We start from the raw sequence: 21,659 nt of genomic DNA, 5'->3' as shown, positions 1-21,659 counted from the left end.
GGTGTCCGAAAACCGCTCAAATACTTTTCGGCATCATGCTCTAAAGGATTATTCGCAATGACCGCCGACGAACATTTGCTCATTCTGGTCCTTGCCTTGCTGCTCGACCGTATCGTCGGCGATCCCCACTGGTTGTGGAAGCGCTTTCCGCACCCGGTCGTGCTGTTCGGCAAGGCGATTTCATATTTCGACGGCCGGTTCAATGCAAAGCATCTGCCCGGAGTGCTCCGCCGCCGCAACGGGATCATGTCCATCGTCGCGCTGCTCATGGGAGCTGCCATCGCCGGCTGGGCCATTCATGGATTTCTCGCCTTCTTCGGCTGGCTTGGCATATTGGCAGAAGCGATACTCGCGGCGGTTTTCCTGGCGCAGAAAAGCCTTGCCGATCATGTCGGCGAGGTATCGCGTGCGCTGCGTGCGGACGGTCTGGAAGGCGGTCGGTTGGCCGTATCGCGCATCGTCGGCCGCGACCCCGAGACGCTGGATGAACCCGGGATTTGCCGCGCGGCCATCGAAAGCCTCGCCGAGAATTTTTCCGACGGCGTCGTTGCCCCCGCCCTTTGGTACGGTTTTTTCGGCCTTCCGGGCCTGTTCTTCTACAAGATGCTCAATACCGCCGATTCGATGATCGGCCACAAGTCCGAGACCTATATAGATTTCGGCCGCGCCGCCGCGCGCCTGGATGATATTGCCAACTGGCCGGCTGCACGGCTCTCCATTCTGCTGATTGCTGCCGGAGCCTTGGCCAAGCGGGGGATTTCCGCGCTTGGAAATGCGATCCGCATCGGGGTCCGGGACGGCGGACTGCACCGTTCGCCCAATTCCGGCAGGCCGGAGGCCGCCATGGCAGGCGCGCTTGATATCCAGCTCGCCGGTCCGAGAATCTATGGCGGGGAACTCGTGCGTGAACCGATGATCAACGGTTCCGGCCGCGATACCGCTACCGTCAGCGATATCGAAGCCGGTATTTCCATCTTCTATTCCGCATGCTCGATGCTGACATTTCTCGCCTTTTTGGGATTTCTGCTGCTGCTGTGAGCGCCCCTAAATTAAGCAATCGCTCACTATATGTATTAATTTGGTATAATTAGCATAGCGATAGAATTCCCCATCGTCTGAATTGCTCTGGAAGGAAGCAAACAGTCGGAGGGGGCAAGATGAAGCGTGTCGCATTCGTAGCAACGGCATGTCTGTTCATGCAGTTTCATGCCATTTCGGCTCATGCCGGAACTGTTCTTGCAGTGGTCGATCTTCGATCGCAAACAATGACCGTTTCCGAGGACGGGGCTTTTAAATATCGCTGGCGCGTATCGACGGCTCGCACGGGTTATGTGACGCCTGTCGGCTCCTATACCGCCAAATGGTTGTCCAGGGATCACCGCTCGAAGAAATATGACGATGCGCCGATGCCCTATGCCGTGTTCTTCAACGGCGGCTATGCCATTCACGGCACTTACGAGGTGAGGCGACTTGGCCGGCCGGCATCGCATGGCTGCGTGCGGCTCGACACACGCAACGCCGCCACTTTCTTTGCGATGACGTCGGATGCGGGGCTTCACAATACCCGCATCGTGATCAGCGATTAGCGCCGCAACGCGGCAAGCCTTTCGCTTCGCTGTAGCCGCAATACTGCCGCATCTTGCGCGCATGTCGCCCTTGATTCCGCAATTGTGACGCGATCGTCACTTTGCTGTTTGCGCAACAGTGCTTCGCCAAATTGCCGGAGTTTCTGGTGGAAACCATTGGCTTTTGATATGGATTTCCCTATGAGGGGGTGAATTATTATTTCAAGAGGTATGGGCAGTGACTGCTACATTTGACAAAGTTGCCGACATCATCGCTGAAACCAGCGAAATCGATCGTGACACGATCACCCCGGATAGCCACACGATCGACGACCTCGGTATCGACAGCCTGGACTTCCTGGATATCGTCTTTGCTATCGACAAGGAGTTCGGCATCAAGATCCCGCTCGAGAAGTGGACGCAGGAAGTCAACGAAGGCAAGGTCTCGACCGAAGAGTACTTCGTCCTGAAGAATCTCTGCGCCAAGATCGATGAATTGCGCGCCGCCAAGGGCTGAGCAACATCCTTGCATTTTTTGACGCCCAGCCGCCCCTGAACATGGCGGCCGGGCGGTTTCATTCTTAAATAGCGTATCCCGCCCGACGCATGCTGCGTTATCGGGTTGGAGCGGAGGCGTTAATGCTGCTGGAATATTTCCAGATGATCGACAGGGTCGAATCGGTCGATCTGTCCAAGGGCCTGTTGAAGGCGCATTCCGTCGTTCCGGCGAAAAGCCCGGTTTTCGAAGGCCATTTCCCCGGCATGCCGCTTGTCCCGGGTGTTCTGCTGATCGAAACAATGGCGCAGGCCTCGGGCATGCTCGTGCTTGCCGCGACGAAATTCGCCTATATGCCATTCCTGATGTCGGTGGACGGTGCCAAGATGCGGACGTTCGTCGAGCCGGAAGCCAAACTTGATATCGAGGCCGAACTCGAGCATGACGGTTCGGGCTTCGCCGTCACCAAGGCGCGCATCACCATCGCCGGAAAGAAGGTCTGCGATGCGCAGTTGAAGCTGCGGACCATGCCGTTTAATGAGTTGCCGCTTGGCGATATCGTGCGCAAGCGGGCAGGCGAAGTCGGGCTTCTCGACGCCATCGCCGCCAACGGTTGATGCTGCCGGCTTGTTCGGCGCCGCCGCATTCGAAGAGGATTGATGAATGAGCAAGGCTCAGAATGATGTGGTGATCACGGGTATCGGCATCGTTACCTGTCAGGGCGTTGGCAAGGACGCGCATGTCGCCCTTTTGAAGGCGGACAAGGCGCCGGCGACCATCGTCGAAACCGAGAAATTCAAGCCCTATCCCGTGCATCCGCTGCCTGAGATCGATTGGTCGCAACAGATTCCAAAGCGGGGCGATCAGCGCCAGATGGAAAACTGGCAGCGCATTGGCGTCTTCACCGCCGGCCTTGCTCTTGACGACGCCGGCTTCAAGGACGATCTGGAAGCCTGCGGCACCATGGACATGATCGTTGCAGCCGGCGGCGGCGAGCGCGACATCAATGTCGATACGCTGATCGTCAACGAAGGCCTGCAGCGCAATGATCGCGAATTGCTTCTGAACGAGAAGCTGACCACCGAACTGCGGCCGACTTTGTTCCTGGCGCAGCTTTCCAACCTGCTTGCCGGCAATATTTCGATCGTCCACAAGGTCACGGGCTCGTCGCGCACCTTCATGGGTGAGGAAGCCGCTGGTATTTCCGCCGTCGAGACCGCTTTTCATCGCATCAAGTCGGGCGAATCGAGCCATGCCCTGGTGGGGGGCGCCTTTTCCGCTGAAAGACTGGACATGATCCTGCTGATCGAGGCGATCAATGCCCACGCTCAGGGTGACTGGCATCCCGTCTGGTCGCGCAAGCCGGAAGACGGCGGCATGATCATGGGATCGCTGAGCGCCTTCCTCGTTCTTGAATCGCGTGCCCATGCCGAAGGCCGCGGCGCGCATATCTATGCAACCATCGATGCCGTCGAGGGCGATCGCGGCCGGCGCGACGAGGGCAAGTTCGAAGCGCGGTTGGAGCGCCTGCTCGCACCGGCAGCCAAGCAGGCGTCGGGCGACGCGACAGTCGTTTTTTCCGGCACGACGGCCATCCCCGGCTTGGCCCAGCGCGAAAAGACGGTGCTCGAGGCGCAGCTTCCGGGCTCGGCCATCCGCGCCTATTCCGGTATTTCCGGACACGGGCTGGAAAGCCAGTTCCCGCTCGGGCTCGCCTTTGCGGCGCTCGCCGTCGCCAGCCAGGCCAAGGTGCCGCCCTTCGATGCCGCGCATGAAAAGCCGATGGCGACGGGTGCTCGCAAGGCTGTGGTGACGACCGTCGGGCATTCGCGCGGTGAAGGCATCGCCGTAATTTCCGCTGAAGCGTGAGGAGCAGGATATGACCGCTTACAAGGATCATCTTGGACGTCCGATCGTCGCCGTCACCGGCATGGGGATCATCACGTCGCTGGGGCAGGGCCTGAAGGATAACTGGAACGCGCTTTCCTCCGGCACGTCAGGCATTCACGGTATCACGCGCTTCCCGACGGACGGCCTTTCGACGCGTATCGCCGGCACGGTGGATTTCATCGATATTCCCGTCCCGAACGCTGTCGAGCGCTCCTACGCCTTCGCCCGCGAAACAACCATCGAAGCGCTGGCCCAGGCCGGGATTTCTGGCGATTTCGACGCGCCGCTGTTCCTGGCTGCACCGCCGATCGAGCCGGAATGGAGCGCGCGTTTCGAGCTCGCCGACCGCTCGCCGCCGGCCGATCATCAGGGCGACGCCTATGAGCGTTTCCTTGCGGCCATGCGCCAGCGTCCGGATCCGGCCTTCCATGAAGCGGCACTTTTCGGCGCCATTTCCGAACGCCTTGCCGATCGCTTTGGCACGCGCGGCCTGCCGGTGACGCTGTCGACAGCCTGTGCATCGGGTGTGACCGCCATTCAGCTCGGTATCGAGGCGATCCGGCAGGGCCGCACGACGCGGGCGCTGACGGTTGCGACCGATGGTTCGTTGAGTGCCGAAGCACTGATCCGCTTCTCGCTGCTGTCGGCGCTGTCGACGCAGAACGATCCGCCGACCAAGGCCTCCAAGCCGTTCAGCAAGGATCGTGACGGCTTTGTCATCGCCGAAGGGGCGGCGACGCTGGTGCTGGAATCGCTCGAAGCGGCAGTCGCGCGCGGTGCGAAGATCCTGGGCATCATGAAGGGTGCGGGCGACAAGGCCGACTCCTTCCATCGCACGCGCTCTTCGCCCGATGGCGGCCCGGCGATTGCGACGATCCGGGCGGCACTTGCCGATGCCGGCATGGCAGAGGCCGATATCGGCTACATCAACGCTCACGGCACTTCGACGCCGGAGAACGACAAGATGGAATATGGTGCGATGTCCGCGGTCTTCGGCGAGCGGCTTCCGAACATCCCCGTCTCATCGAACAAGTCGATGATCGGGCATACGCTGACGGCGGCCGGCGCAGTCGAAGCGGTGTTCTCGCTGCAGACCATGCTGACCGGCACTCTGCCGCCGACCATCAACTACAACAATCCGGATCCGTCGATCATCCTCGACGTGGTGCCGAACAAGAAGCGTGAAAAGCAGGTGAATGCCGTTCTTTCGAATTCTTTCGGGTTCGGCGGCCAGAATGCCAGCCTTGTCATGGCGCTTGAACCGGCTTAATCGGACGTCTGAAAAACAGAATACAACTGCGCCCGAGGGGCGAGGGACTTTGCCATGCGTGCTTTGCAACTGATCGACGACCGCAAACTTGAGATCACCGATCTGCCGGAGCCGGATGCGCCGGGCGCAGGTGAGGTGACCCTGCGCGTCAAGGCCGTCGCGCTCAACCATATCGATGTCTGGGGATGGCGCGGCATGGCGTTCGCCAAGCGCAAGATGCCGCTGGTCATCGGCGCCGAGGCTGCTGGCGTCGTCGAAGCGATCGGCCCGGGCGTTGCCAACGTCCTGCCTGGGCAGCTCGTATCGATCTACGGTGCGCAGACCTGCGGGCTTTGCCGCCATTGCCGAGAAGGCCGCGACAATCTCTGCGAACATGTCAGCGGTGTGCACGGCTTCCATCTCGATGGTTTCGCGCAGGAGAAGGTCAATCTCCCGGCTCGCCTGCTTGTCCCGGCGCCTCCCGGCGTCGACGCGATCGGCGCGGCCCTTGCTCCCGTCACCTTCGGCACCGTCGAGCATATGCTCTTCGACAATGCCAAGCTCGAACCGGGCGAGACGATCCTCGTTCACGCGGGCGGCTCGGGTATCGGTACCGCCGCAATCCAGCTTGCCAAGAAGATCGGCTGCACCGTGATCACCACCGTCGGTTCCGATGACAAGATCGAAAAGGCGAAGGCACTCGGCGCCGATCACGTCATCAATTACCGCACCGACCGCTTCGAGGGCGTCGTGCGCAAGCTGACGAAGAAGAAGGGGGTCGACGTGGTCTTCGAACATGTCGGCAAGGATACGTGGGCAGGCTCCATGCTCTGCATGAAGCGTGGCGGACGTCTCGTCACCTGCGGCTCGACCTCGGGCGTTTCGACCGATATCAATCTGATGATGCTGTTCCAGCAGCAATTGAAGCTGCTCGGCTCCTTCGGTTGCCGCATGGAGAACATGGCCAATGCCATGCAGAAGATGGCGCGCGGCCTCGTTCACCCTGTGATCGATACCGAAGTCGGCTTCAATGATATCGATCGAGCGCTGGAGCGGATGGAATCGCGCCAGATCTTCGGCAAGATCATCCTGAAGATGGACTGAGCCGCGTGAAGCTTTTCATCACCCGGATCGTCCTTGCGCTCAGAAATTTCCGGCAGTGGCTGGTGGCGCAGGTCATTTTCGGATTTCTCAATTTCCTGAAGCTGTTTCCGGCAGATGCGGGCATCAATTTTGCCGATCGGCTGACCCGCAGGATTGGCCCGCGCATGCGCCGGCATCAGCTGATGCTGACCAATCTGCGCAATGCCTTTCCGGAAAAGAGCGAGAGCGAAATCGAGGAGATCGCACGCGCAAGCTGGGGGAATATGGGCCGGCTCGCGGCCGAATATGTCTTTCTCGACCGGCTTTTCGACTTCGATCCCCATAGCGACAAGCCCGGGCGAATCGAAGTTTCAGGCATTCCGATCTTCCTCGATCTCAGGGACAATCCTCGGCCGTTCATCGTCTTTACCGGACATACCGGCAATTTCGAGCTGCTGCCTGTCGCGGGCGCCGCTTTCGGCCTGACGGTGACCGTATTGTTCCGTCCGCCGAACAACCCCTATGTCGCGAAGAAGGTCTTTGACTTTCGCGCCAAGCGCATGGGCAATCTTGTACCGTCCCACGCCGGATCATCCTTCAGCCTTGCGAGAGAATTGGAGGCGGGTCGCGGTGTCGGCGTGCTGGTCGATCAGAAATTTCGCAAGGGCCTGAAAACCCGATTCTTTGGCCGGGATGTGAAGACGAATCCGCTTTTGCCGAAACTTGTGCGCCAGTTCAATTGCGAGGTCTACCCGGCCCGCTGCATCCGGCTGCCCGGCAATCGCTACCGGCTGGAAATCGAGCCGAAGCTAGAGATGCCGCGCAACGAGGCCGGCGGTCTCGATCTGACGGCAACGGCGCAGATGCTGAACGACAAGGTGGAGAGCTGGGTGAGGGAAAATCCCGAGCAGTGGCTCTGGTATCACGATCGCTGGAATATCAAGAAAACCGTTTTCTAGGCCCGAATTCCGGCGCGTGCGCGACGAATCTGTGCGCGGATTTGCATCCTGTCTTTCATGCAGTCGTTGCTGTCGGTAAGCCTTGCTTTCCAGAAAATTCTCCTTTCCCGAGAACTTCCGTTCATCCGGATTGAAAGTGGAGGTAAGTCATGTTAATTCACAATGTAGAAAGTTTGGTGAGAATGCGGACACCAAACTGAATATCCTTGGGCATGGCAACGCCGGGAAACGAGGCCCCTGCGTCCTGTTGTGTTCAGGGACAGGAGGGCAATTTTGCTGGCACTCTTTCATGCCTTCTCCACGAAATGTAATCAGATTCAGCGTGCGATAAAACTTGGCGACGATGAGCTTGTAGCGTCGCTTGATAGCGAATTAGAGCCACTTATCGCGGCGATCCTGGCCTATAAGGCCACGAGTCTGCTCGAAATCTACATGCAGCTCCAGTTCATGAACAATCTCATCCGGGAAGAAGCGGATGATCGGTCGCGAGTGATGCATAATTCCGCTTCGCTTTCGGTGCTGATCGACCGTTATTTCGGTGGCGCAAACCAAGCGGCCAGCGAAGTCCTACGGGCATTTTCGAGTGAGAAAACCAGTCTCGACAATGAGTTGGGATTCGGGGAAGGCAGCGTTTTGAACGATGTCATTCTGGATAGCTTGCCGGATCGCGTTGCGGTCGTCACGCAGGACTATCGCTATCTCTACAGCAACGCGGCCAATTCGGAATTTCTGAAATCGAAACCGATGGAGCTCGTCGGGCGTCATATCTCCGAATTCATCGGTTCCGACTATTTCGAAAGCAGTGTGAAGGCGAAGCTCGATGCCTGCTTTGCCGGCGAGAAGGTGGAGTGTCTCTATCCATCCTTTCGTCAGGTGGAGTCCGGCAAGGTGCTTCACTGCACGATGACGCCGCTGCGTGCCAAGACAGAGGTGATCGGCGCGCTACTCGTCATGCATGAGATCATCGCCGTTCCCACCGGCATGCTGGTGGCCTGAACGCACGTTCAGGCCCCAAACAGCAATTTTCCGACCACATCCGTCATCAGGCGAGGATTCGTTTCGCCTGATTTTCTGTCTGTCTGGTCCGGCTCGGCCGCAGCGGATCGCAATCCGTCGTCCTCGGGAGTGTCATCGCTCCCGCACTCGAAGCATTGGCAGCGAAACCTGATCACTTTCGGCTTTTTCATGCCGTCGGCCCGTTCCAGCTTGCAAAGGAATCGGGCAGGTCCCGCCAACGTTCCGGCGTGAAACGATCCGCCTCGACAAGACAAGCGTCCAGCTCGGTCGTGATCTGCTTCTCATTCATCGGGTCGGCGCCGATGAATACCAATTCCTGGCGGCGATCGCCCCAAATCGGATCGAGATAGGGCGCGAGGGCGCGTTTGAAGGAGGGATCGCGCGGCCATTGATCCTCAGGCACGGCAGCCCACCAGAGACCCATCTTGCTCGTGCGGACAAGCGCGCCGGCCTGGCTCATCTCGCCGACATAAAAGGGCCGGGTTGCAAGCCAGAAGAAGCCCTTGGCGCGGACGACGCCCGGCCAGGAGCGATTGAGAAAGGCTTGAAATTTCGTGGGATCGAACGGTTTTTTCGCGCGGTAGACGAAGGAGCGAATGCCGTATTCTTCCGTTTCGGGAACGTGATCCTTGAAGCCGTGCAGTTCCTTGTACCAGAGCGGATGGGTCTCGGCTCGATCGATGTCGAAGCGGCCGGTGCCGAGAACCTCCGTCGGTTCGATCGCGCCGAAATCCGCCTCGATGAGACGAGCATCGGGGTTGAGGCCGACGATGATCTTGCGGGCGGCGTCGCGTTGTCCAGCCGTTGCCGAACCGACCTTGTTCAGGATCACGACATCGGCAAATTCTATCTGCTCGACCAGGAGATCGACGATGGTCCGGTTGTCGCCGTCGCCGGCGGTTTCACCTCGGTCGGCCAGGAAAACCGTCGAACCATAGTCGGCAAGAAGATTGGCCGCATCGACGACGGTCACCATCGTATCAAGCCTGGCAACGTCGGAGAGGCTGCTGCCATCCTCGTCGCGGAACTCGAAGGTGGTGGCAACGGGCAGGGGCTCGGCAATGCCTGTGGATTCGATCAGCAGATAGTCGAAGCGATCCTGCTCCGCGAGCTGGCGGACTTCCTTCAGCAGGTCGTCGCGCAATGTGCAACAGATGCAGCCATTGGTCATCTCGACGAGCTGTTCCTCCGTGCGCGAGAGATTGGCGCCGCCATCGCGCACCAGCGCCGCATCGATATTTACTTCGCTCATGTCGTTGACGATGACGGCGACACGCAAGCCTTCACGATTGTTGAGGATATGGTTGAGCAGCGTCGTCTTGCCGGCGCCAAGGAAACCGGAGAGGACGGTGACCGGAAGCTTCTTGTTCATGATAACCTCGCTCGTAATGTAATATCATTACATCTGGTAAGATAAAAAAAGCGAGCATAGGGCTCGCTTCCTTCGGCGCTACATAGCCTTATTCAGGAGAGGCACTCTTTCAGAGAACTTGCGATACCGCGCATCAGGTCGAAATAGAGATCCGGCCCTTGCGGCAGCGTTGCGGCTTCAGGATCGAGGACACCAGATTTTGCGGGCGTACCTTCCAGCACCACATTGACCAGCTTCGGTTCGAATTGCGGTTCCGCGAAAACGCAGGTCGCGCCGAGATCGGCGACCTTGCTGTGGATCTCGGCGACGCGCTGTGCGCCCGGAATGGTTTCCGGCCTAACCGTAATCGAGCCGGAAACGCGCACGCCATAGCGATGCTCGAAATACTGATAGGCGTCGTGGAAGACGATGAAAGGTTTGTCCTTCACCGGCGCGACGGCAGCGGCGATTTCGCTATCCAGAGCATCGAGCTTATCGTTCAGAGCCTTCTGGTTTGCTTCATAGGTCAGTGCATTGGCAGGGTCGGCTGCGACCAGCGACGTGGTGATCTCGGCGACCATCGCTTTGGCGTTGTGTGGATCGAGCCAGAGATGGGTGTCGAACTCGCCGTGATCATGATCGTGGTCACCATGATCATGTGCATGGTTTTCCCCGGTCGCCGCTTCATCGCCGTCGTCATGCGGCTCGAAGGCGCCGCCTTCGCGGAATTTGAGCTTGGTGATGCCGGGCGCATCGTCGAGTTCGACGACGGTGGCGTTGGCGCCGAGGGATGCGAGCGGTTTCTCCAGGAAGGCTTCCATGCCTGGTCCGACCCAGAAAACCACCTGCGCCTGCTGGAGACTGCGGGCATTCGACGGCTTGAGCGCATAGGTATGTGGCGAGGTGGCGCCGTCAACGATCAGATCAGGTGTTCCGACCCCTTGCATGATCGCGGCGACAAGCGAATGGATCGGCTTTATGGAGACGACGACCTTTGGTGCGTCGGCTGCCGTCGCAGTGGTACCGGCAAGCAGGCCGGAAAGCAGGAGGGTGGCGGCGAGGGGAATAAAAGCTTTTGCTGCGTTCATGCTAGAAATGCCCTTGAATGGGTCTGTTATGTTATTACATCAATTGCGTTATGCTATAACGTGTGCGATAGCATGGCGCAATAGTGCAATTGGAAATTTCATGCTTTCTTCCCTCGACAGCAAGAACCGGCCGCTGGTGTCGCTCCATGATGTCGGCGTCCGCCGTGACGGCCGCTGGCTGGTGCGCGGCGTCGATTTTTCCGTGAGCCGCGGCGAGATCGTCACCCTGATCGGCCCGAACGGCTCCGGCAAATCCACGAGCGCCAAAACGGCAATCGGCGTGCTGAAGCCGGACGAAGGGCGCGTCGACCGTATTGCCAATCTGAAGGTCGGCTACGTGCCGCAGAAGCTCGCCATCGATTGGACCTTGCCTCTCAGCGTGCAGCGATTGATGACGCTGACCGGGCCTTTGCCTGAGCGCGAGCTGATCGCTGCTCTTGAAGCAGTCGGCATCGCGCATCTCGCCAAAGCCGAGGTGCAGCATCTTTCCGGCGGCGAATTCCAGCGGGCGCTGTTGGCGCGCGCCATTGCCCGCAAGCCCGATCTGCTTGTTCTGGACGAGCCGGTGCAGGGGGTGGATTTCAGTGGTGAGATCGCGCTTTACGATCTCATCAAGTCGATCCGCAATTCGCAGGGCTGTGGCATCCTGCTGATCTCGCATGATCTGCATGTCGTGATGGCGGCGACGGATACGGTGGTCTGCCTGAACGGCCATGTCTGCTGCCGCGGCACGCCGCAGACCGTTAGCCAGAGTCCCGAATATGTCAGGCTGTTCGGCACGCGGGCGGCGCAGTCGCTGGCGATCTACAGCCATCATCACGACCATACGCATCTGCCGGATGGCCGCGTGCAGCATGCGGACGGTTCGATTACGGACCATTGCCATGCTGACGATGGCCATCACCATCATGAGCACGATCACGATGATCATCATCACGGCCATGACCATGCCGAGGGAGAGCGCCATGTTTGACGATTTCTTCCTGCGCGCCGTCGTCGCCGGCGTTGGGCTGGCGCTGACGACCGGGCCGCTCGGCTGCTTCATCATCTGGCGCCGTATGGCTTATTTCGGCGATACGATCTCGCATTCGGCACTGCTCGGCGTGGCGCTCTCGCTGCTTTTCCAGCTGAATTTGACTCTCTCCGTCTTTGCGGTTGCCGCGCTCGTCTCGATCCTGCTCTTGCTGCTGCAGAGGCGGCAGGCGCTGTCGGCGGATGCGTTGCTCGGCATTCTCTCGCATGCGACGCTGGCGATCGGTCTTGTCATCGTCGCCTTCATGAGCTGGGTGAGGATCGATCTCATCGCTTTCCTCTTCGGTGATATTCTGGCCGTCAGCCAATCCGATATCGCGGTGATCTGGGGCGGCGGCATTCTCGTGCTGGCGGCGATCGTCTGGCTCTGGCGGCCGCTGCTGGCCTCGACCGTCAATCCCGAGCTTGCCGAGGCTGAGGGGTTGCGGCCGGAGCGCGCAAGACTGTTCTTCATGCTGCTGATGGCCGTGGTGATCGCGATTGCCATGAAGATCGTCGGTATTTTGCTTATCACTGCGCTGCTGATCATTCCCGCCGCTACCGCGTGCCGCTTTGCCTCGACGCCGGAAACGATGGCGATTTTTGCTTCGCTGCTTGGCGCCATCGCCGTTGTCGGCGGACTTTTCGGATCGCTGCGCTACGACACGCCGTCCGGGCCTTCCATCGTGGTTGCGGCGCTCGTCCTGTTTATCATCAGTCTGCTGCCCCTCGTTCGCAGGAGCGGCATGCCAGCGGCGCAACAGAGAGGACAGTCATCATGACCACTCCGATGCTCACCAAGAACCAGTCTCTCGTTTTCGATATCCTGACCAAGGCGGAAGCGCCGCTCAGCGCCTATACCATTCTCGACAAGCTGCGCGATCAGGGTTTTCGCGCGCCGCTGCAGGTCTATCGCGCGCTCGACAAGCTTCTCGAATATGGCGTGGTGCACCGGCTCGAGAGCATCAATTCCTTCGTCGCCTGCGCCCATCCGAACGAGGATTGCCACAGTCACGGCCTCGTCGCCTTCGCCATCTGCGAGAGCTGCGGGCAGGTGATCGAATTCCACGATCACGAGGTCGATCATCGGCTGATGGACTGGCTGAAATCACAGAAGTTCAAGGCGGAAAAGTCGACCATCGAAATCCGCGGCCATTGCGCCAACTGCGCTGCGTGAACTGTGGGCAACGGTTTATTCCGCTGCGTGCCAGAAGTTATGAGATTTTTCTAATCTAATCTTTTAAGATCACGCGCGAAGCGCTGCCAGTTGGCGACATAGTTGCTGGCCGAGCGGCGCAGGCCTTCGATCGCGGCCTCGTCCAGCGTGCGGATGGCTCTCGCCGGTGCACCGACGATCAGCGAACCATCCGGAAAATCCTTGCCTTCCGTAACAAGAGCATTGGCGCCGACGAGGCAATTATTGCCGATTTTCGCCCCGTTCAGCACGGTGGCACCCATACCGATCAGCGAATTGTTGCCGATGGTGCAGCCATGGATGATGGCGTGATGCCCGACGGTGCAGCCTTCGCCGATGGTAACGGGGAAGGCCGGGTCGGTATGAACCATTGTGCCTTCCTGGATGTTCGTGCCCTTGCCGATGACGATCGGCTCGTTGTCGCCGCGCAGCACCGCGCCAAACCAGATGCCGACATCTTCGCCGATCTCGACCTTGCCGATGACGCTTGCATCCGGCGCGATCCAGTATCGGTCCGGACCGGGCGTTTTCGGCGTCAGGCCGGCAAGGGCGTAGAGCGGCATGGTCGATCCTCCTCGATCAGACGACGTTCAGCACAAGATTGGCGACGCCATCGACGGCACAGCTGATCCGGTCGCCGCGCGCGACGGGACCGACGCCAGCCGGCGTGCCGGTCATGATGATATCGCCCGGTGCGAGCGTGAAGAGCTTGGAGAGCTCAGCGATGATCTCAGGCACCTTCCAGATCATCTGAGAGAGATCGCCTCTCTGGGTGGCCTCGCCATTGCGCATCAGCCAGATGCCGCCCTTGTCGGGATGGCCGGCGCGGGTGGCGGGCACAAGTGCGGAGACGGGCGCGGAATGATCGAAGGCCTTGCCGATTTCCCAGGGACGGCCGAGCTTCTTGGCTTCGCCCTGCAGGTCGCGGCGGGTGAAATCAATGCCGACGCCATAGCCATAGACGCAGTCCAGCGCCTTTTCGACCGGGATATCCGCACCGCCGCTGCGCAGAGCCACCACGAGCTCCACCTCGTGATGCACGTCCGATGATAGTGCGGGGTAGGGGAAATCGCTCGATACAAGCAGATTGTCCGGATTCTTCTGGAAGAAGAATGGCGGTTCGCGGCTCGGGTCATGCCCCATCTCGATGGCGTGGTCGGCGTAGTTGCGGCCGACGCAATAGACGCGGCGCACGGGGAAAAACTCGGTCTCGCCCTCGATCGGCAGAAGAACGGCGGCGGGTAGGGGAATGACTGTCGTCAGGGGGGCGTTCATATGGGCTTTCGAAACTTTCTCTTTTCGGTGGCTGCTGGCGTCCGACTCCGTCCGGCAAACTAGCATCATTGTTACAGCCACGAAAACTGGCCTTTTTGAGGGATTTGGTGTAGAGCGCGGATCAGAAAGGTTTCCCATGTATAGCGACGCGCTGAAAAACGGCCGCAAAATCTTTGCGGTAGCCCCTATGATCGACTGGACTGATCGCCATTGCAGGTATCTGCACCGGCAGATCAGCCGGCATGCGCTGCTCTATACCGAGATGGTGGTGGCCGACGCAATCATCCATGGGCCGCGCGACCGGCTGCTGGGGCGCGATGCCACCGAGCATCCCGTCGCGCTGCAGTTGGGCGGCTCCGATCCGGCGAAGCTTGCCGAGGCGCTGCGCATCGCGGAAGCCTACGGTTATGATGAGATCAACCTGAATGTCGGCTGCCCATCCGATCGCGTGCAATCCGGCACCTTCGGCGCCTGCCTGATGCTGACGCCGGAAACGGTGGCATCCTGTATCGCCGCGATGAAGGCGGTATCGAAGGCGCCCGTTACCGTGAAATGCCGTATCGGAGTCGATGAGCAGGAGCCGGAAGAGGCTTTGCCTGAGCTGATGAAGCGCGTGCTCGATGCCGGTGCGGACGCGATCTGGATCCATGCGCGCAAGGCTTGGCTGAAGGGCCTGTCGCCGAAGGAGAACCGCGAAATCCCGCCGCTGGATTACGACATCGTCTATCGCATGAAGCAGCGTTGGCCTGATGTGTTCATCGGCATCAACGGCGGCATCCAGACGCTGGATCAGGCCGAGGCGCATCTCGCCCATGTCGATGGCGTCATGCTCGGCCGTACCGCCTATCAGAATGCCGCGATCCTTGCCGATGTCGACCATCGCTTTTATGGCGAACCGGCCACCCAGGCCGATTGGAACGCGCTGCGCGACCGGATGATGGATTATGTAGGGCGCCATATCGCCAACGGCGGCCGCCTGCAGCATGTTGCGCGTCACATGGTCGGTCTCTTCACCGGCCTGCCCGGCTCGCGCCGCTATCGCCAGATCCTCTCAACCGACGCCAACAAGCCGGGGGCGGGGCCGGAGGTGATTGCGGTGGCCTTCGCGGCGGTGGATTTCAGCGCGGATTCCGAGCGGGTCAGCGCTTGAGGTGACGATGATTCCAACTGCCTTCGTCCTTCGAGGGCAGCTGTCGGTCCCACCTCAGCGGGTGATCGGCTGGGAGTTGAGGAAGTAGTTTGGTGTTGAAAAGATCACCACTCACCCGTCATCCTCGGGCTTGACCCGAGGATCCGCCTAGGCACGTTGACGCGCCTAAATCGACGAGAGTGCTGGTTTCGCTTTGCGACTGTATCCCTTTTCGCCAGAGGAGACGGTGAGGCTTGTGCCTGGATCCTCGGGGCAAGCCCGAGGATGACGGAATGTTGGGATGGTCCAGGGCAGACAACGGGCTTGCGGTAAAGGGCATAGCCAGGCTTGCTTCACGGCGAGGGTGCTATCCTCACAAACGAAAAACGGCGCGGTTTGCACCGCGCCGTCGAAACTTCATTCAGGCAGTCACCCAGGGCTTAGTTAGCCTGGATGTTGACAGCCTTCGGGCCCTTGCCCATGCGATCCGGCTCGGTGTCGAACGTGACCTGCTGGCCTTCGCGCAGCGACTGGATGCCGGAAGCCTGAAGAGCGGAGATGTGGACGAAAACGTCCTTTGCGCCGCCGTCAGGAGTGATGAAACCAAAACCCTTGTCCTGGTTGAAGAATTTTACGGTGCCCTTGGTGGCCATGGGGGATAGTCCTTTACCCATCAGTCTTAGTTTATCCGGATAAACCCGGACGGCTTTGCTTCCGCGACATGCGAAAGCCAGTCGAGAAGTCACGTACGGGGAAAGAACGTCTGCGCGGGTCAGAAGACCCAACCGCTGCCTGTCGCAAGCGGATCACCAAATCAGTCCAGTCACCGGCATGCAAATGCCCGAGCATGCATATGGGTGACAGGGTTTGTGGAAAAAGGCAAGGGGCAATATTAGGGCCGGGTGGCAAACGGGTAGGATAGGGTGGGAATTTCAAGGGGTTGACGAGAGGCTGGTGCCTCAGGCGCCGGCGAAGTTACATGATGAATGTATTCGTTGCCTGACGAGAAGGCGCCGGCGATGATCGAAGAAGCGATAAATCGTCACGCGGCTGTAACGAAGGTCATTACCTTAGGCACAATCTTTATGGGGTTTGAGGGAACTACATGGCTCAATCGAGTGACGAATATATGATGGGTTTCGCACTTGATGAAGCCCGGATCGCGCTGAATGAAGGCGTGTTTCCCGTAGGCGCAGTTCTATGCATGGGAAACAAGCTTTTGGGACGCTCTCATAAAACCATGATTTCGAATCATTTGAATCATGCGGAAATGAATTTGTTTCATCAGGTATTCAAGGGAAACTATAGTTTTTCGCGAAACGATGGCCTGACGCTGTATACGACACTCGAGCCTTGCATCATGTGTTTCGGTACGATGATGCACTTGCCGATAACGCGGCTTGTTTTCGCTATGACCGATGCGCATGGCGGATGCGCTCACGTTAGGCTGGTAAATTCGCCTCCAAGACACCTCTCGAGAACGGTGGAGATCGTCGGAGGCGTGCGTCGTCAGGAGGCTTCCAAGCTTTTTGCGGAGTTTCTTGCGACGACGACGGAAGACTTCTGGATTACAGGCGGAGCTTCGCATTTTCAGGCCGCCGTGAGAGCCGAGCTTGACGACGATGTATTGCAGCGCAGGTGGTGCGGACCTAGCTCTCCGCCAACGTAAACACCGAACAAGGCTCGGCAATCCCCCGTAGCTCATAATCCCCTAAAGGCACCAGCGGCGTCGTCGTCTCCGCCGCAAGCGCACCGGAGACCAGCACGGTGCGGCCGAGCGGCCTGCACAGCCCCTCCAGCCGGCTGACGAGGTTGACGGCGGGGCCGATGGCGGTGAAGTCCAGGCGGTCGGCGGCGCCGATATTGCCCCAGAGCATGTCGCCGAAATGCAGCGCGGCGCCGAAGGGGAGCGGCGGCAGGCCTTGGTTTGCCCGGGTCGCGTCGAGATGCACCATGCCGGCGCGGATGGCGGTGACGGCGCGCAGTGCCGCTTCGCAGGCTTCCGCCGGCCTTTCATTGACAGGGAAGATTGCCAACACCCCATCGCCGATGAACTTCAGCACCTCGCCGCCGAAGGCATGCACGGCGCCGGCGACGCGATCGAACCAGGCGTCGAGGGCCGAGATGACGACGGTCGGCTCCGTCGCTTCGGAGAGAGCCGTGAAATCCCGAAGGTCGGCGCAAAGCAGCGCTGCGCGAATGGTCTCGCCGCTATTGCGGCTGAGCGCGCCTGCTTGCACGCGCGCCGCACTTCTGCGGCCGAGATAAGCTTCGAGTAGGGTCGATAGAGTGGCCCGCGCGGCAAGGCCGGCCAGGGGGGCGGCGGCAAAGCGCGCGACCTGACGCAGCCTGTCCGTTTCGGGGGAGGTGAAGGGCCGGGTTCCGGCCCAGGCGAGCACGGAATTGCCGGGCGCGGTGCCGATCGTTTCCTCGCATGTCGGACCGAGTTCGCCGAGCCAGTCGCGGCCGGCCTGTCCGAGCGATGTGCCGGCGAAGCCGAGGGCTTCGATCACCGTGCCCGTCTCGGCTCGCCAAAGCCAGGAACGCTGCGTGATGATCGGATGCGGCGCGGCAAGCGTCAGGGCACCGCCGGTCAGCGGCAATCCGGCAGCCAGCAGGTGTCCGGCCAGATCGGCCAGGAAGCGTTCGGGGCTGAGCGCGGTACCGGCTTCGTCGACCAGCCAGGCAAGGGGGGCGGGTAAATCCATGCAGCGATCATGCCACGCCGCTCGCGAGCTGTCATCCTTGCCGGCGCAACCTTCCCGACTGCGCAGAGGTCATCAAGTTCCAGCGCGCGAAATTATTGTCCCTGGGCGGTGACTTCCTTGTTCCTCAAGCCATCGAGCCGGATGGAGCAGCCCTAAGGCATTATTGTTTCTGGCCGTCGTGACCGCGCATCACATCCGGACCCGGATCCCGTCCGGCTGCCACTTCCGCCATTCGGTCGAGATAATGCGCCCAGCCCTTTGCATGGGCTTCGCATTGCTCCGGCGTCGGCAGGCCCGAATGGGTGAGGCGCACCAGCGTCCCGTCGGGCTGCTCGATCAGATCGATCTCCACCAGGCTCGACTCCGGCGGCACTTCTTCGCTGCCTTCCCAGCCGAAGCTGTAGGCGAGGCGATGCACCGGCACGACTTCGCGGAAGGAGCCGCGCGCGACGCGGGCGCCGGTGACATTGACCAGATAGATGCCGCCCGGCTGCGGCTCCGTCCTGGCTTCCGTGCCCATCCAGCGCAGGATCTTTTCGGGATCGGTCAGCAGCGCGAAGACGGCCGCAGGCGGCGCGGAGACATGGGTCTCGCGACGAACGATTAAAGCTTCTGGCATCGGTCTCTCTCCCGTGGTTGCTGTCGCTTCCCACCGTGACGAATACCTTCGCCCCGCCGTGGGCCTCCTATGTGCCGGCATGTAGGAGCCATTGCCCCGGCAGCAAGGCGTCATTCCATAACTTGCAGGGCGTCACTCCTCATAAGCCGGCAACTGCGGTTAGCAGACTTTGGCGGCTGTCGCCTTATCGCCCAGGCCGCCCCGTCTTGCCCTTCGTCCGTCCCTTGCGCTGTTTTTCGTCCACCGCATCCTCATAGGAGCCGACACCCGGCTTCGCCCGGATGATAGGCTTGTCCGGCACCTTGCCTGTGACAGGCTTTTCGGTGCGGCCGACGGTCATCTCGTCCAATGTGTTCTTGCGGAAAAGCGGCGTGCCGGCATCGCCGCCCGGACCCATTTCGTCAAGGCTCGGCTTGGCGAAATAGGAGCGGGAATCCGGCGCTGGCGGTGCGCGCTTGCCCGTTGCAGACCCGCGGCTTTCGAGACTCTTCGCCTCCTCGCGGGCGAGCGGGTCGTCCATGGCGGCGAGTTCGACGGCCTTGAGGCGCTTGATCTCGTCGCGCAGCCGTGCCGCCTTTTCGAAATCCAGGTCGGCGGCGGCATCGCGCATGGATTTTTCCAGCGCGTTGAGATGGGCCTGCAGATTGTTACCGACGAGATGGCCGCCATCGGCAAAGCCTTTGCCGGAGGCGCCGCCGATATCGGCGCGGACATGGTCCTTCTCATAGACGCTGTCGAGAATGTCGGAAATCTTCGCCTTGACCGATTCCGGCGTGATGCCGTGTTCCTTGTTGTAAGCCATCTGCTTTTCGCGTCGGCGATTGGTCTCGTCCATCGCCCGCCGCATCGAACCGGTGATGTTATCGGCATAAAGGATGACCTTGCCGTCGACGTTACGCGCGGCGCGGCCGATGGTCTGGATCAGCGACGTCTCCGAACGCAGGAAGCCTTCCTTGTCGGCATCGAGAATGGCGACGAAGCCGCATTCGGGAATGTCGAGGCCTTCGCGCAGCAGGTTGATGCCGACGAGCACGTCGAAGGCACCCAGGCGAAGATCGCGGATGATCTCGATTCGCTCCAGCGTGTCGATGTCGGAGTGCATGTAGCGCACGCGCACGCCCTGTTCATGCAGATATTCCGTCAGGTCCTCGGCCATGCGCTTGGTGAGCACCGTGCAGAGCGTGCGATAACCCTTGGCGGCGGTCTCGCGGATTTCGCCAAGGACGTCATCGACCTGCGTGCGGGCCGAACGGACCTCGACCGGCGGATCGATGAGGCCGGTCGGGCGGATGACCTGTTCGGCGAAGACGCCGCCGGATTGCTCCATCTCCCAGCCGCCGGGCGTTGCCGATACCGCGATCGTGTCCGGGCGCATGGCGTCCCATTCCTCGAAGCGCAGCGGGCGGTTGTCCATGCAGGAGGGCAGGCGGAAGCCGTATTCGGCCAGCGTCGCCTTGCGGCGGAAGTCGCCGCGATACATGCCGCCGATCTGAGGCACGGTGACGTGGCTCTCGTCGATGAAGATGATGGCGTTATCGGGAATGTATTCGAACAGCGTCGGCGGGGGCTCGCCGGGATTGCGGCCGGTCAGATAGCGCGAATAGTTTTCGATGCCCTGGCAGGAGCCGGTGGCCTCGAGCATCTCGATGTCATAGCGGGTGCGCTGTTCCAGGCGCTGAGCCTCCAGCAGGCGGCCGGCCTTTTCCAGCTCGGCAAGGCGGAGTTTCAGCTCTTCCTTGATCGCCTTGATGGCGCCGTTCAGCGTTGGGCGCGGCGTGACATAGTGCGAATTGGCGTAGATCTTCACCGATTTCAGGTCGCCGGTCTTCTGGCCGGTGAGGGGATCGAATTCGGTGATGGCGTCTATTTCGTCGCCGAACATGGAGATGCGCCAGGCGGCATCCTCCAAGTGGGCCGGGAAGATTTCGATCGTGTCGCCGCGAACCCTGAAGGAGCCGCGCGTGAAATCTATATCGCGGCGCTTGTATTGCTGCGCCACGAGGTCGGCCAGCAACTGCCGCTGATCGAGCCGGTCGCCGACATTCATCTGGAAGGTCATGGCGGTGTAGGTCTCGACCGAGCCGATACCGTAGATGCACGAGACCGAGGCGACGATGATACAATCATCGCGTTCCAGCAGCGAACGCGTCGCCGAGTGGCGCATGCGGTCGATCTGCTCGTTGATCGAGCTCTCCTTCTCGATATAGGTGTCCGAGCGCGGCACATAGGCTTCCGGCTGGTAGTAGTCGTAGTAGGAGACGAAATACTCGACCGCGTTATCCGGGAAGAAATTCTTGAATTCGGAATAGAGCTGTGCCGCGAGCGTCTTGTTCGGCGCGAGGATGACGGCCGGGCGCTGCGTCGCCTCGATCACCTTGGCCATGGTGAAGGTTTTGCCCGAACCGGTGACGCCGAGCAACACCTGGTTACGGTCGCCGTTTTGCAGCCCTTCGACGAGGTCGCGGATCGCCGTCGGCTGGTCGCCGGCCGGCTGGTATTCCGAGGCCATGCGGATCTCGATGCCGCCTTCGGACTTTTCCGGTCGGGCAGGGCGGTGCGGCGTCCAGATCTTGCCGTTCTTATGCAGCGGGTTGCCGCTCTCGATCAGCTTCGACAGGGCTTCTACCGTTGCCGTTACGCCGCCGGTCGAAATCTTGTCGGCATCCTCAAGAGCGATATCGAGGCCTGAGACTGGATTGAGACCGGCGGCGGCACGCGTCTTGGGGTCGGTCGACCCACCCATGGAGACGCCACGCGCGGTCTTGCCGGCGGTGATTTCCACCTTCTTGCGGTGCTTGCCTGCCTTCGAAGCGATCTCACGCTGGGTTTCGACGCTCGATGCCTCTGCATCCGCTTCGAGCTGCTTCACCCAATCGGCGACGCTGCCGCTGAGCGGCGCACCTTCGAACGGTGCCTGCGGCGCCTCTTCGAAACCGGTCGGGGCGGCGGATTTTTTCGGTGATTTGGCCATGGGGCGAATATGGCGACAGATCGCGCAGATGTGAAGGGGTAAAGGGTACAAAA

Annotated in this window: 22 protein-coding genes; 14 read left to right on the top strand and 8 right to left on the bottom strand. The window is 60.5% G+C overall.

The features are described from left to right. Positions 1-57 precede the first annotated feature (57 nt). From cbiB to FHT84_RS05015, 9 genes are all read left to right on the top strand, one after another. Positions 58-1,038: an adenosylcobinamide-phosphate synthase CbiB gene (cbiB, locus tag FHT84_RS05055; protein ID WP_112343985.1), complete on the top strand. Its 981-nt coding sequence runs from the start codon at positions 58-60 to the stop codon at positions 1,036-1,038. Between the two features lie 119 nt (positions 1,039-1,157). Next, positions 1,158-1,586: a L,D-transpeptidase gene (locus FHT84_RS05050; protein ID WP_112343986.1), complete on the top strand. Its 429-nt coding sequence runs from the start codon at positions 1,158-1,160 to the stop codon at positions 1,584-1,586. 217 nt (positions 1,587-1,803) lie between these two features. Then, positions 1,804-2,082 carry an acyl carrier protein gene (locus FHT84_RS05045; protein ID WP_041677496.1) on the top strand — a complete coding sequence of 93 codons (279 nt, stop codon included), beginning with the start codon at positions 1,804-1,806 and terminating at the stop codon, positions 2,080-2,082. A gap of 122 nt (positions 2,083-2,204) precedes the next feature. Continuing rightward, positions 2,205-2,678: a 3-hydroxyacyl-ACP dehydratase FabZ family protein gene (locus FHT84_RS05040; protein WP_112343987.1), complete on the top strand. Its 474-nt coding sequence runs from the start codon at positions 2,205-2,207 to the stop codon at positions 2,676-2,678. A gap of 46 nt (positions 2,679-2,724) precedes the next feature. Next, the gene (locus FHT84_RS05035) at positions 2,725-3,930 is read left to right on the top strand and encodes a beta-ketoacyl-ACP synthase (RefSeq protein ID WP_112343988.1); all 1,206 of its coding nucleotides are present in this window, start codon (positions 2,725-2,727) and stop codon (positions 3,928-3,930) included. Positions 3,931-3,940: 10 nt separating this feature from the next. Continuing rightward, the gene (locus FHT84_RS05030; RefSeq protein ID WP_183761352.1) at positions 3,941-5,221 is read left to right on the top strand and encodes a beta-ketoacyl-ACP synthase; all 1,281 of its coding nucleotides are present in this window, start codon (positions 3,941-3,943) and stop codon (positions 5,219-5,221) included. A gap of 54 nt (positions 5,222-5,275) precedes the next feature. Then, on the top strand, positions 5,276-6,304 hold the full coding sequence (locus tag FHT84_RS05025; RefSeq protein ID WP_112343990.1) for a zinc-binding dehydrogenase: 1,029 nt from the start codon (positions 5,276-5,278) through the stop codon (positions 6,302-6,304). A 5-nt stretch (positions 6,305-6,309) separates the two neighbouring features. Next, the gene (locus FHT84_RS05020) at positions 6,310-7,242 is read left to right on the top strand and encodes a lipid A biosynthesis lauroyl acyltransferase (RefSeq protein ID WP_112343991.1); all 933 of its coding nucleotides are present in this window, start codon (positions 6,310-6,312) and stop codon (positions 7,240-7,242) included. Positions 7,243-7,515: 273 nt separating this feature from the next. Beyond that, complete coding sequence (locus FHT84_RS05015) at positions 7,516-8,238, top strand: PAS domain-containing protein (protein ID WP_112343992.1); 723 nt, start codon at positions 7,516-7,518, stop codon at positions 8,236-8,238. Between the two features lie 187 nt (positions 8,239-8,425). Here the strand turns inward: FHT84_RS05015 and FHT84_RS05010 are convergent, their stop codons facing one another. Both FHT84_RS05010 and znuA read right to left on the bottom strand, forming a co-directional pair. Further along, positions 8,426-9,631 (bottom strand): GTP-binding protein, encoded by a 1,206-nt coding sequence (locus FHT84_RS05010; RefSeq protein ID WP_183761355.1) that lies wholly within the window; start codon positions 9,629-9,631, stop codon positions 8,426-8,428. 92 nt (positions 9,632-9,723) lie between these two features. Then, on the bottom strand, positions 9,724-10,698 hold the full coding sequence (gene znuA, locus FHT84_RS05005; protein WP_112343995.1) for a zinc ABC transporter substrate-binding protein ZnuA: 975 nt from the start codon (positions 10,696-10,698) through the stop codon (positions 9,724-9,726). Between the two features lie 100 nt (positions 10,699-10,798). On the opposite strand from znuA, the gene FHT84_RS05000 reads away from it, so the two are divergent. From FHT84_RS05000 to FHT84_RS04990, 3 genes are read left to right on the top strand one after another with little or no spacing between them, the layout of a single operon-like run. Beyond that, positions 10,799-11,671, top strand: coding sequence for a metal ABC transporter ATP-binding protein (locus tag FHT84_RS05000; RefSeq protein ID WP_162736939.1), 873 nt, complete (start codon positions 10,799-10,801; stop codon positions 11,669-11,671). Beyond that, the gene (locus FHT84_RS04995; protein WP_183761391.1) at positions 11,664-12,491 is read left to right on the top strand and encodes an iron chelate uptake ABC transporter family permease subunit; all 828 of its coding nucleotides are present in this window, start codon (positions 11,664-11,666) and stop codon (positions 12,489-12,491) included. Before FHT84_RS05000 ends, FHT84_RS04995 begins: the two co-directional genes overlap by 8 nt. Next, on the top strand, positions 12,488-12,886 hold the full coding sequence (locus FHT84_RS04990) for a Fur family transcriptional regulator (protein ID WP_041677490.1): 399 nt from the start codon (positions 12,488-12,490) through the stop codon (positions 12,884-12,886). Before FHT84_RS04995 ends, FHT84_RS04990 begins: the two co-directional genes overlap by 4 nt. Before the next feature lie 50 nt (positions 12,887-12,936). On the opposite strand, the gene FHT84_RS04985 is transcribed toward FHT84_RS04990, so the two are convergent. Both FHT84_RS04985 and FHT84_RS04980 read right to left on the bottom strand, forming a co-directional pair. Continuing rightward, positions 12,937-13,467, bottom strand: coding sequence for a gamma carbonic anhydrase family protein (locus FHT84_RS04985; RefSeq protein WP_113249276.1), 531 nt, complete (start codon positions 13,465-13,467; stop codon positions 12,937-12,939). Positions 13,468-13,483: 16 nt separating this feature from the next. Continuing rightward, positions 13,484-14,179 (bottom strand): fumarylacetoacetate hydrolase family protein, encoded by a 696-nt coding sequence (locus FHT84_RS04980; protein ID WP_113249275.1) that lies wholly within the window; start codon positions 14,177-14,179, stop codon positions 13,484-13,486. 136 nt (positions 14,180-14,315) lie between these two features. On the opposite strand from FHT84_RS04980, the gene dusA reads away from it, so the two are divergent. After that, positions 14,316-15,329 carry a tRNA dihydrouridine(20/20a) synthase DusA gene (gene dusA, locus FHT84_RS04975; protein WP_113249274.1) on the top strand — a complete coding sequence of 338 codons (1,014 nt, stop codon included), beginning with the start codon at positions 14,316-14,318 and terminating at the stop codon, positions 15,327-15,329. A 419-nt stretch (positions 15,330-15,748) separates the two neighbouring features. Here dusA and FHT84_RS04970 read toward each other — a convergent pair whose 3' ends face one another. After that, a complete protein-coding gene (locus tag FHT84_RS04970) occupies positions 15,749-15,961 on the bottom strand; it encodes a cold-shock protein (protein WP_004109325.1) in 213 nt (70 codons plus the stop codon). A 452-nt stretch (positions 15,962-16,413) separates the two neighbouring features. On the opposite strand from FHT84_RS04970, the gene FHT84_RS04965 reads away from it, so the two are divergent. Next, positions 16,414-16,977, top strand: a complete 564-nt coding sequence (locus FHT84_RS04965) for a nucleoside deaminase (RefSeq protein WP_113249273.1) — start codon at positions 16,414-16,416, stop codon at positions 16,975-16,977. On the opposite strand, the gene FHT84_RS04960 is transcribed toward FHT84_RS04965, so the two are convergent. The 3 genes from FHT84_RS04960 to uvrB all read right to left on the bottom strand — a co-directional run bounded on the left by FHT84_RS04960 (position 16,958) and on the right by uvrB (position 21,606). Continuing rightward, the gene (locus tag FHT84_RS04960) at positions 16,958-18,016 is read right to left on the bottom strand and encodes an adenylate/guanylate cyclase domain-containing protein (protein WP_113249272.1); all 1,059 of its coding nucleotides are present in this window, start codon (positions 18,014-18,016) and stop codon (positions 16,958-16,960) included. The genes FHT84_RS04965 and FHT84_RS04960 overlap by 20 nt on opposite strands. A gap of 160 nt (positions 18,017-18,176) precedes the next feature. Next, positions 18,177-18,635, bottom strand: coding sequence for an SRPBCC family protein (locus FHT84_RS04955; RefSeq protein WP_112344004.1), 459 nt, complete (start codon positions 18,633-18,635; stop codon positions 18,177-18,179). Positions 18,636-18,819: 184 nt separating this feature from the next. Continuing rightward, complete coding sequence (gene uvrB / locus FHT84_RS04950) at positions 18,820-21,606, bottom strand: excinuclease ABC subunit UvrB (protein WP_113249271.1); 2,787 nt, start codon at positions 21,604-21,606, stop codon at positions 18,820-18,822. Between the last annotated feature and the right edge of the window lie 53 nt (positions 21,607-21,659).

The sequence above is a fragment of the Rhizobium sp. BK289 genome, assembly GCF_014193575.1.
GTDB classification, from domain to species: Bacteria; Pseudomonadota; Alphaproteobacteria; order Rhizobiales; family Rhizobiaceae; genus Rhizobium; species Rhizobium tropici_C.
Note: the sequence above shows the minus strand (reverse complement) of the source record. Positions and strands in the feature narration are given on the sequence as shown.